The sequence below is a fragment of the uncultured Parabacteroides sp. genome (assembly GCF_902493135.1).
GTDB lineage: Bacteria > Bacteroidota > Bacteroidia > Bacteroidales > Tannerellaceae > Parabacteroides.
On the sequence record NZ_CABUOD010000003.1, the window covers coordinates 62,482 to 74,710 of the forward strand.

5 protein-coding genes are annotated in these 12,229 nt (G+C 46.5%); 4 read left to right on the plus strand and 1 reads right to left on the minus strand.

All coding sequences use genetic code 11. The features are described 5' to 3' along the window. Window positions 1-81: 81 nt before the first annotated feature. The gene (locus RDN79_RS02095; protein WP_298546567.1) at window positions 82-852 is read left to right on the plus strand and encodes a hypothetical protein; all 771 of its coding nucleotides are present in this window, start codon (window positions 82-84) and stop codon (window positions 850-852) included. Window positions 853-950: 98 nt separating this feature from the next. On the opposite strand, the gene RDN79_RS02100 is transcribed toward RDN79_RS02095, so the two are convergent. Continuing rightward, window positions 951-3,014 carry a glycoside hydrolase family 2 TIM barrel-domain containing protein gene (locus RDN79_RS02100; RefSeq protein WP_298546784.1) on the minus strand — a complete coding sequence of 688 codons (2,064 nt, stop codon included), beginning with the start codon at window positions 3,012-3,014 and terminating at the stop codon, window positions 951-953. A 253-nt stretch (window positions 3,015-3,267) separates the two neighbouring features. On the opposite strand from RDN79_RS02100, the gene RDN79_RS02105 reads away from it, so the two are divergent. From RDN79_RS02105 to RDN79_RS02115, 3 genes are all read left to right on the plus strand, one after another. Further along, the gene (locus tag RDN79_RS02105; protein WP_298546569.1) at window positions 3,268-7,257 is read left to right on the plus strand and encodes a two-component regulator propeller domain-containing protein; all 3,990 of its coding nucleotides are present in this window, start codon (window positions 3,268-3,270) and stop codon (window positions 7,255-7,257) included. A gap of 182 nt (window positions 7,258-7,439) precedes the next feature. After that, complete coding sequence (locus RDN79_RS02110; protein WP_298546571.1) at window positions 7,440-10,490, plus strand: TonB-dependent receptor; 3,051 nt, start codon at window positions 7,440-7,442, stop codon at window positions 10,488-10,490. Between the two features lie 12 nt (window positions 10,491-10,502). After that, entirely contained in the window at window positions 10,503-12,122 is a 1,620-nt protein-coding gene (locus RDN79_RS02115) for a RagB/SusD family nutrient uptake outer membrane protein (protein ID WP_298546573.1), read from the plus strand. Window positions 12,123-12,229 lie beyond the last annotated feature (107 nt).

Here is a 12,229-nt window from a genome sequence, read left to right on the forward strand (position 1 = left end):
TCGGCGGAATCGGAAATTCCAAAGGCAGAATAAGCTTTCCGGTATTCCGATTCCGCCGGTCTTTTCAAATAACAGAATCTTATGAAACGTTCTTTATTATCAGCCTGTCTGTTCCTCCTTTCCGTTGTTCCTGCTTTCAGCCAGGAAATAGGAATGACGGCATTCGCCCCGTTGGAACAAACATATGGCGAAGTTTTCGAAGCACCGGAGCTTATGAGGATGAACGATATGAATATCGATTTCGGATACGCCCTCTATGAGACAGAAGTCAAGGTGGAAGAAGAGAATTCGGAGCTGGAAGTGGAAAATGTCAGGGATTACGCCACCGTTTACCTGAACGGGAAATTACAAGGCTGCCTGACAGATAGCCATAAAAGCCTGGTGTTGAATGTCGCTCCGGGCACATACCAATTACAAATCTATGCCGAAAATATCGGACGCATTACGTATGGCCCTGAAATACTGGACAACTCCAAAGGCCTGTTCGGTGCCATCTCGCTCAACGATGCTGCCATCGAGAACTGGAAAATGGTCCCGCTTCTCGTCCGCGAAACTTCTGTAAACGAACTCACGTTCGGAGACAAAAAAGAAAACGACTCCCCCTGTTTCCATAAAGGAACATTCGAAATCGACATGCCCAAAGACTGCCACATCAGCATAAAAGGCTGGGGAATGGGAGAACTCTGGGTAAACGGCGAATATATGGGTTCTTATTGGGAAGAGAATGCCACGCAATCCATAGAAGTTCCGGCCACCGCACTGAAACAAGGAAAAAACGAAGTCGTCCTTTTCGAATTAAAGGGCAACGGCCGGCAATCCGTTTCCCTGTCAGACAAACCGGTATATAAATAAAAAGTACTAAAGCCGCCTGGTTTCCTCAAACGGAATCAGGCAGGCTTCAGTAACTTTTACAGCCAAGGCCAGGTATATTTAATTAGTATGTTGTCCTTTTATTCAAACCCGGCATGTACGCCTTTGATGGAAAAGGAATCCGCTTCCCGTTTTTTCTCTCCGGTGTACATCCATTCGATGGTGTCTTCATACGTCTTGCCGTCTTTATGGGCGACGGTCTTCACAATGTTCTTTCCATCTGCCAAGGTCACATTATCTATAATATAATGTACGTCTGTATAACCTTTACGGATGCCGGAAAGTTCTTGGCCGTTCAGAAAAACTTTCGGTTCCCCGATATTGGAATAGACGGTTATAGAAGTGACTTTCTTTTCGCGGTCCACATTCCGGCGCTGCGTCAGGTAGAGGACGGGGTCTTCACTCCAGTTCGCCTTGTACCAAAAATAAGAGTCTTTCTTCGTCTTGCGGTCGAAAGTCACCATACCCTTCATATTACGGGCGGGAAGGTCGCCGCGGTTTGCCAGCGGAGTGGCGAAATCGAAAGTGTTCCACAAATAAGAAGCGACGATATACGGATGCTTGGCGATCACGCTCCACTGGTATTCATGCGTCTTCGTCTGGAAAGTTTCCGGATAGAAGGGTTTCGTCCAGTTAAGCGAATTGTCCAGGTATTCGGTCTGGTGGACTATGTTAGCGTCAGCTCCATACTCCGTCAGCATCAATTTTTGGTCCGGGTAGTCCTTTTCCAAGCCTTCCACCCACGGTTCGATATCCTGCAATTTCTTTTCATACCAACCGAAATAGCGGTTCATCCCCTGGATATCGGCATTCAGATTGACCGGATGTTCCATATGTCCGTAGCCGTTTACCGAAACGGTGTAACGGTCGGGATCTTCCGTCTTCGCCAGGTCATGCAGAGATTTGGTCAATTCCTTTGTATATTCGTGCGGATGGTAGACTTCGTTATGCAGCCCCCAAACATAGATGGACGGGTGATTGAAGCTCTGGCGAATCAGTTCGCGGAGTTGGTTGCGGGCGTTCTCGGCTTCCTGCCCGGACACACGGTTCACAAAAGGAATCTCCGCCCAGATGATCAACCCTAAACTGTCGCAACGCGAATACAGGTAGTCCGACTGCTGATAGTGGGCAAAACGGACGGTTGTCGCACCGATATCCATAATAGTAGCCAAGTCGAAGTCATGGTTTTCATTCTTCAACGCACTGCCCAGCCCCCACCAGTCCTGATGGCGGGTAACGCCGTACATCGGATATTTCTCGCCATTCAGGTAGAAGCCTTTTCCGGCTACAATCTCGTATCTACGCAACCCCAACGGTTCCACAACTTCGTCGATTACTTTTCCGTTCTGGATCAAGCGGCTTACCACTTTATATAAATAAGGATTCTTCCGTCCCTGCCACAGGATAGGATTCTTGATCTTGAAATCGGCTTCGAACGACTGTACGCCTTGTGCCGTCAGGTCGAACGATCGGCTCTGGGTCGCTACTTGCTTCCCTTCCTGGTTATAAATCGTGTTCTGCAAAGTAAGCGGGACGGGTTGCAACGTTCCATTATCCAGCTTTACTTTTACTTTTACATCCGCTTGCTTTTTGGAAACATTTTTCTGGGTGATGTAGACACCGGAAGAAGCGCAATCGGTCACACATATATTATAAGGATCCGTCACGATCAACCAAACCGGGCGGTACATCCCGCCATAAACGCCGAAAAGCACATGGTTGATAGGAATCACATCCGGACGTGACGCATTGTCGGCTTTCACTATGATCTCGTTGTCCGCTCCCGGTTTCAGCACCGTGCCGATCTCGCATGAAAAAGCGGAATAGGCTCCTTTGTGAGTTGTCACAAGCGAACCGTTCACATACACTTCCGCAACGGCCCCCACGCCTTCAAAGCGGAGGAAGACGCGTTTGTCTTTCAGTTCAGCGGGAAAGAAATAGTGTTTCTTGTAGTAAGCAGGTCCTTCATAGAAGTTATCAAACTGTACCTGCATATCTTTCGCGTTCCACGTATGGGGAATCTCGACCTCGGTCCATCCACTCTCCCATTTCGGCGCATTAACGGCCAGTTCCTTGCCTGCCGGCGCTTTCTTAAATACCCAACCGGAATTAAACGACTGGACAATCCGGCCTTCCGCCTGCATCACCAAACTGAAACAGGCCAACAATAAGGTTAAACTCAATACTCGTTTATTCATGATGTTTTAATTGATTAAGTTACAAAAATAGGATAATCAACTTGTTTCACCGTGTAAAATCATCTCAATCCTGTTCAAGATCGTCTCCAAATCACTATCTTTGCAGAATAAGAGACGCACAGCCATGTGTCTTTGCTCATAAACCATGAAACTACGGATGATAAAAAGATTCTATACCGCACTTATTATATATATGGTTATGCTATATACACCCCCTGTATATAGCATAAATTTCTTCTTCTCCCACCTGGGAGAAGAAGACGGCCTGTCGCAAGTTTCCGTTCTTGATATTTTCCAGGATTCGGACGGTTACATCTGGTTCGGGACACGCAACGGTGCGAACCGCTACGACGGCTACGAATTTGTCGTCTATCAAAACGAAGTCAACAATAATGCAACATTAACAGACAACTACATCCGGGGATTTGCCGAAGACGACCGGAAAAATATCTGGATCGCGACTTCGAACGGGATCAACTGCATCGATTATAAAACCAAAAAGATAACCCGCTTCTACCCCAAAAGCATCGACAAGGCATGCACCACCAACATCATCAACCGCCTATTGAAACATACAGACGGGAATGTCTATGCTTTCTGCAACCGATCCGTATTCAAATGCAGTATGAACCAGACGGTCGAAACGGTCTTTCCCGACACGGCAATCCCTTCACCGACCTATTCCGTTACACAGGCTCCGGACAAGGACATCTATATCGGGACAGAGAGCAACGGCTTGTACATCTATTCCGAGAACTGGAAACTAAAACAACACGTACCCATCGACGATGCCATAGTAACCATATTACCGGACAAAAACAGGGATATATGGCTTGGGATGGACGAGACGGGGATTTGTCTCTACAATAAAGAAAAACAGACCTTTTCTTGGTTACATAAGGGCAATACCAGTCTCAACAATAACTGGATACGGACATTCGTCCCATATAATGACAGTTCCATCCTGATCGGGACATTTCGAGGACTACATATTCTGAATAAAAAAAATCGTACCATCATCCCTGTAAATACGAATATTGCCGGGAAAGGGGGACTAAGTCATTTTTCTATCCACAGCATGCTAATAGACAGGAACCAGACTCTCTGGATCGGGACCTATTCGGCTGGAATTAATTACTATAATCCTTTTTACAAGCCGATTTCCTATATCAAGCCTCATCAATACACCGGCATTATCAGCAAAGGACAGCAAGACAAAGACGGAAACATGTGGTTTGCCACAGAAGGTGCAGGATTATTTTACTATAATCCGGAAAACGGACAGCAGCAGCTTTATCCCATCAAACCTCTTCACGAAGGGAATTACGAGATCAATATCATCAAATCGATCCTGATACAAGGAGACTCGATCTTGTGCTCTACTCATTTCGGATCTGTCTATCTGTTTTCTATCCGGAACAAACAGTATAAAAAACTATATGACTTCCAGCACAATGATATTGTCTCTTTATATATCGACAAAAGCAAAAGGCTCTGGATACCGACAAACAGCAACCAACACTTGGTCATGGTCGACAAAGAAATTCAAACCAACCGATTCATAACCAACGGCGTTTCCCGTCCATTCAAAGGGGTTACCGTGATTCACGAACTCGAACCTGATCTATTTTTGCTCGGCACATTGTCCGACAGTCTCTACTTGTATGATGCAAAAAGACAAACAGCCCGCAACCTTTTCCCTGAACTACAAGTAAATACACAATTCGAGAAATTAGGAAATATTACGGCCATCACACAGGACAATAAAGGTTATGTTTGGATTGCAACCAACAAAAATGGCTTATATCGACTGGATAGAAATCTAAAGTTAACCAAACATTATCAAAAAGAAGATGGACTGTCGGACAGTTATATCAATTCGCTTACGATCGATAAATATCAAAATATTTGGGTAACAACCGGAAAAGCTTTATATAGGCTAAATCGTTCCACTGATACATTCACTGAAATAAGCATAACAGATGTTCCAACAATGGAGTTTACACGTTTTTCTGGTAATAGTATTTCAGATGATGGATGCATCTATTTGCCTGGAGATAAAGGAATCCTTTCTTTTATTCCTGACACAATCAAAGTGAATCCCAACATTCCGCCCATATATATTACTTCCCTGATCATAAACAATGAAGAAGACGTGACCGGAAGCATGGAGGACGGAAACATTACGCTCGCTTCCAACCAGAATAACATCACGTTCAGGTACACGGCGTTAAACTTTATCCATTCCGAAAGAAACCAATATGCCTACAAACTGGAAGGAGCCGACCCGACGTGGCATACGGTCGGCAACCGGCGGGAAGCCTATTACAGCAACTTGGCTCCCGGCACCTATACATTCCAGATCAAGGCCTCTAACAACGACAACGTGTGGAATCCCGAAGAAGCGACACTACGCATCACGATCAATCCGCCCTTCTACAAGACTTGGTGGGCTTACTTCCTATACTTCTGCATAATCACATTCGCCATTGTGAGAATCATCCGCCACCAGCACGACAAGCATGAACGGGAACGGGAACTTCGCTACAAACAGATGGAGCAGGACAAGGTCAACGAACTGCATGAGGAACGGATGCGCATGTTCACCAATTTCTCCCACGAACTGCGTACTCCCCTGACGCTCATCATCAACCCGCTAAACGACCTGATGCAGTACGTCTCGTTCTCGCCCGAAATAAAGGAGCTGCTTCAGCTGATCAAAAAGAACACCGGACGAATGTTGCTCTTAGTCAACAACCTGATGGATATACAGAAATACGAGGCCGGTAAAACGATCCTGCAAAAGACCAGTTTCAACTTCTCCGCCTTTATCCGCGAGATGTATCACTCCTTCGAGAGCGTGGCAAGCAACCGGGAAATCCGTTTCACGTTGGACAACGAGCTGCCAGAAACATATCAGGTCTGTTTCGACGAGGCGGAGATCGAAAAGATATTCTTCAACCTGCTCTCCAATGCCTTCAAATTCACTCCTTCGGAAGGACAGGTAACCATCCGTGTCAGCACAGTCACGCAGGCGGAATGCGAACTGCTTCCCCTTTTCCCGGCTCAATACAGTTCCATCCTGGTAGAAGCTAAATACCTCTTTATCGAGGTAATCGACACCGGAAAAGGGTTTAACGAGCAGGAAGCGGAAAAGATTTTCGAACCATTCTACCGTTCGCAAGAAGATATACACCGGCAGATTTCCGGTACAGGTATCGGACTCAGCCTGACACGCTCCATCATTTTACAGCATAACGGTTGCATCTGGACCGAAAGCTCGGAAGCGGAAGGCACCCGCTTCATGTTCCTTCTTCCCGACACCGAAAAACAGGAAGAAGGTCAGGACGAATCTCCCGTCCTGACCAAGTCTGCCGAAATCAGCAAAAAGTTCGACTTGCTGGTCGAAGAGACCGAAAACAGAAACAAGCAGACGGTCTTGCTGGCCGATGACAACCAGGAAGTGCTTCAATATCTGGAACAACAGCTCAGCCTCGATTATATAGTGGTCAAGGCATTCAATGGCAAAGAGGCATTGGCGATGATCGAAGAGTCATATCCTCATATCGTCATTAGCGACGTCATGATGCCCGAAATGAACGGGCTCGAACTTTGCAAACGCATCAAGGAAAACCAAAACTACTGCCATATACCGGTTATCCTGCTTACCGCCAAGTCGATGATATCGCAGATAGAAGAAGGCCTGGATGCCGGTGCAGACGACTATATCGTCAAACCGTTCCAGATATCTTTGCTCAAAGCCCGCATCCGGAACATCCTTTCCCTGCGCGAGAAAATGAAGACGATGTACGGAGAAACGCTTTCCCTCAAACAGCTCGGAGTGGAAGAGCCGAAAGAGCACGACGATTTCCTCGCCCGGTATATCGAGATCGTAAAAGCCAATATATCGAATCCCGAACTCGACGTATCGGTCATTTATGAGGCATTGGGAATGAGCCGGACTAACTTTTACAGGAAAGTAAAGACGGTAACCGGACTCTCTCCTATCGAACTGATCAAAAATATCCGCCTGGAGGCCGGGGCGAAACTTCTAAAGGAATCGGACATGAACGTCTCCGAAATAGCCCAGCACATCGGGTTCAGCAGCCGTTCGTATTTTGCCCGCAGCTTCAAGGCTGTCTATGGAATGTCGCCGACGGAATATCAGGAAACAGCATCTCAAAGCTAAAGGCACACCTATCAAAATTCATCAAAATAAATGTTTTTTAGCACGTTGGAATGTTTTTATCCCCTTTTGGAATAAAATTACACGCGCTTGGCTTGCATCTTTCATTCTTTTGGCACAAAAAACAAACAGGACCGACAGGTTAAATTATTAATTGTTTAATGTGCTAATAAATTATGAAAGGCATGAACAGACAACTACGAGGGAATTTGCCTCCCAATGAAAAGGCAAACGGGAAGAACCGGTTTCTTTCCTTATTACTACTCTTTATGGCGTTTATATCCGTACAGGTATATGCGCAGGATGTCAAAGTTTCGGGTACGGTAATCGCGGAAGCTGATAAATTCCCGATTATCGGAGCTAACATTGTTGTAAAAGGTACGACGATCGGTACTGTTACCGATATAGATGGAAACTTCTCCCTTGACGTTCCCCAAAACTCAACGATCGCTGTCTCTTACATCGGTTGCGAAACACAAGAAATCAAAATTACGGGAGCAAAAACACTCAACATTGTTTTAAAAGACAATGCGATCGGTTTGGACGATGTTGTCGTTATCGGTTACGGTTCGCAACGCAAATCGGACTTGACGGGCGGCATCGTGGCTGTCAATGCTGAAAAGTTGCAACAGGTGACGACCAACAACCTGTTAGACAAACTGGCCGGACAAGTACCGGGCTTGAAAATCACGGCAGAAGAAGCTAATCCGGGAAAGGATCAGAAAATCCGCGTGCGTGGTGAAAACTCTTTGTCAGCCAACAACGAGCCGTTGATCGTATTGGACGGAATCCCCTACAGCGGTTCATTGGGCGACATTGATCCGGACATCATCGAAGACCTGACCGTATTGAAAGACGCCTCTTCGGCTGCCATCTACGGCTCCCGCGGTTCTAACGGTGTCATCTTGATCCAAACGAAGAAAGGTAAAGTGGGCGCTCCTACAGTTTCTTACAAAGGACAGGTCGGAATCCAGCAGGCACAGAAACGCTTGAACCCGATGAAAGGCGACGAGTACATCCGCTACCGTCAGGACTACTATGCACAGAAATATGGCTATGTAGATAACGAACTGAATCCTATGAACATCTTGAATGCCAACGAACGTATAATGTATGAAAGAGGTCAGCAGACAGACTGGCAGGACATCATCTTCCGCAACGCCTTCACTATGGACCACCAGGCAAGTATCTCCGGAGGAACGGAAACGACCAAGTACATGGCTTCTCTCTCCAACTTGAGACAAGACGGTATCTTGAAAAACACCGGTATCAACCGTACGAATATATCCGTAAACGTGACACAGAACTTGGGTTCTTGGTTGACAATCGGTATCGGTACGCAATACATCCAGAAAAAAATCGACGACAACGGTCCAAATCTGGAATCCGCTTTGCACCAGAGCCCTTACGGTATGGATACAGATGAAGAAGGCAACATGGAATATTTCCCGATGAACGAAACACTGTTCATGCATCCGATGAAAGACATCAAGGCCATCAGCGATAAAATCCACCGTAACCTCTTTATCTCTTCCTTCGCTGAAATCAAATTGCCGCTCGATGGTTTGTCTTTCCGTACCAATCTGGGTTACAACTACCGTAGCAAGAACGAAGGTTCTTATTACGGCCGTGACACCTATTCTGGTAAGACTACAGACGGTAGCGCAAGTGTCTTCAACTATCACTACCAGGATTACACATGGGAAAACATGTTGAAATACAATAAAACATTCGGCAAACACAAATTCGATGTTACAGCTTTGTATTCGGTACAGGAGACACAAAAGAAAGAAGCTTCAATATCTGGAGAAGGATTCGTAAACGACGATTCCCACTATCACAACATGAACGCTGCTGAAAAAAACCAGAAGCAATCTTCCACGATTGTAGAAACTTCTACGATGTCTTATATGTTCCGTTTGAACTACGGATATGACAACCGTTACTTGCTGACATTGACAGGCCGTTCCGACGGTTACTCCGCTTTCGGTGCAAACAACAAATTCGCTTTCTTCCCATCTGTAGCTGCCGCTTGGAACCTATCTTCTGAAAAGTTCATGGAAAGTGCTGTTGAAAATGGATTGGATATGCTGAAACTCCGTCTGTCTTACGGTTCCAACGGTAACCAGGCGATTGACCCGTACCAGACATTGGACCGTTTGAGTTTGACCAAATATCTCTGGAGCGACGGAGGAACACCTGTAAACGGTACATTCTTGGGCGCAACCGGCGTAGGTAACCCGAACTTGAGATGGGAGACAACCAACACTTTCAACCTGGGTGTGGACTTCTCTTTTTTCAACAGCCGCCTGAGCGGTAGCATCGACGTTTATGTCGCCAACACGAAAGACTTGCTGATGAAACGCCAGGTTCCGATCATGAACGGTTTCAACAGCATCTGGGACAACATAGGTAAGACTCGCAACAAGGGTGTCGAAATCGCCCTGAACAGCCTCAACATCGAAACGAAAGACTTCACTTGGAACACGAATGTGAATTTCTCACTGAACCGTGACAAGATCATCGAACTGCGTGGCGACGGTAAAGACGATATCACCAACAAATGGTTCATCGGCGAACCGCTCCGCGTTTACTACGACTACAACGTTGTCAGTACTTGGCAAGAATCCGACCCGCGTTGGAACGCTGAACAGAAGAAGTTCCTCAACGCCGACGGCAAAGAAATCCAGGCAGGTGCTAAACCTGGTTCAGCCATGCTGGAAGATGTCGACGGCAACGGCGTCATCAACAGTGCCGACAAGAAAGTAATCGGTTCCAAACTGCCGAGCTTCCTGCTCTCCATGGGTAACACGTTCCGCTACAAAGATTTCACATTCTCTTTCTTGTTGGACGGTGTGTTCGGCATGACAAAAGAACGGAAAGACTTGAACCTGGAACGTTGGGACATGAACTACTGCTACCTGAGCGGTTACGAATACTGGACACCGGAACGCCCAACTAACGAGATGACCTCTTTAGTATATTCTCCGTTCGACAAACACACTTGGTATAAGAAAGTAAGCTACGTACAGGTGAAAAACGTCACACTCGGATACAACATCAAGAAAGAATGGCTGAAGACGATCGGTATCGCAGGCGCAAACGTGAATGCCAGCATCAACAACCTCTGCTCGTTCAGCAACGTCAGCAACACAACCAACTTGGATGCGGACAATATGTACACCAGCTATCCGACCAACCGTTCTTATATGTTTGGTTTAAATGTAACATTCTAAAAACAACCGAAAATGAAGAAAATATTATCCATATTATACGCATCCACATTGATGCTCAGCAGTTGCGACGGTTTCTTGGATGAGGAACTCAAGAACGCAATGGCTCCAGACAACACCTATACAAGTACACATGGTTTTGAAGTTGGTGTAACCGGCTTGTACGAATTTGCCCGTTCCGAATGGACCTGTTGGGGTGACAGTAACGATCCCTCTTTCGCACATGGAGGTGCCACGCCGTATGAAGTGCTCCAGATCGGTATGGACATCGCCAACACCGGCCACAACGACGGTGCTTTGCAGAATTTCGACAACCTGTCCTACACGCCCTCTTCCCCATTTATCAAATCGTTCTGGGATTTCGGTTACCGATTGGCAGCCAACGCCAACCAGATTCTGACCTATTCGGAAAACGAAAACGTCAAATGGGATCATGCAACCGATAAAATCGGATACCAAGCTGAAGCCCGCTTCTTCCGTGCATACGCTTACTACTACTTGGTTTATCTGTATGGCGATGTGCCCTATACGGACAAAATCGAATATGATTTCCGCACAGACTTCACACGCACACCGAAGGCTGAAGTAATCAACAAAATGTTGGAAGATCTCGAATTTGCATCTGCCAACCTGCCGGAAGATCCTGACAAAGTAGAACCGGGTCGTTTAACCAAATGGGCAGCCGAACACCTGATGGCCGATATTTGCCTGTTAGGCAACAAGCCGGCCGAAGCTGAAAAGCATGCTTTGAATGTCATCAACTCCGGTTATTTCCAACTGATGACTCAACGTTTCGGCAAACACCTGGATCAGCCGGGCGACGTGTTCTCGGATATGTTCAAGGAAAACAACCAGAACCGTACCTCCGGCAACAAGGAAAGCATCTGGGTCATGCAGCTTGAATACAATACAATCGGTGGTGGTTTCGAATCAGAAGACTGGCGTATACGTGTCTGGACACCGAAATACTGGCAGATCGACGGTTTCGTGATCGCTGACTCTTTGGGTGGCCGTGGTTTGGCACAACTGATGCCGTTGCCTTGGTGGATCACAAGCGAAAATTTCTTTGATGAAAGCGATATCCGTAACTCTGAATACAACATCAAACGCCACTGGTATTGCAACGACGCTTCAAGCGAAAAGTATGGCGAATATACACCAGTCACTGAATCGTTATGGAAAGCAGGCCGTCTAAGCCCGGCTATCACAAAGTTTTTCTACGGTGTACAGGACAAAGGCGGTTCCGAAGGTTTCGGCGGTAGCATGAAAGACCGTATGAAATTCCGCCTGGCCGATACTTATCTGCTGTTGGCGGAAGCCCGCATAGCGCAAAACAATATGCAAGGAGCGGCAGAGGCATTCAACGTTGTTCGTGCCCGTGCAAACGCTAAACCGGTAACAGCTGCTCAGATCAACGTTGACTTCCTGCTGGACGAACGTATCCGCGAAATGATCGGCGAAGAATGCCGCCGCTTCACGTTGAGCCGTTTTCCGGAAAAATTCATGGAACGCACGTTAAAATACAATGACCGTGCCTCCATGGAACAGAAGCACCTCTTATGGCCGATCCCGCAGAACGTGATCGACTCAAACTCCAGTGCAGAACTTCCTCAGAATCCGGGTTGGGACAAGTAACCGACATAGCAGATTCATAAGCAAAGAGCTGTTCTTACGTCTTCACGCGGAACAGCTCTTTTTCTTTGGTACATTTTTTAATCATTTTGAGATGATATTATTATATC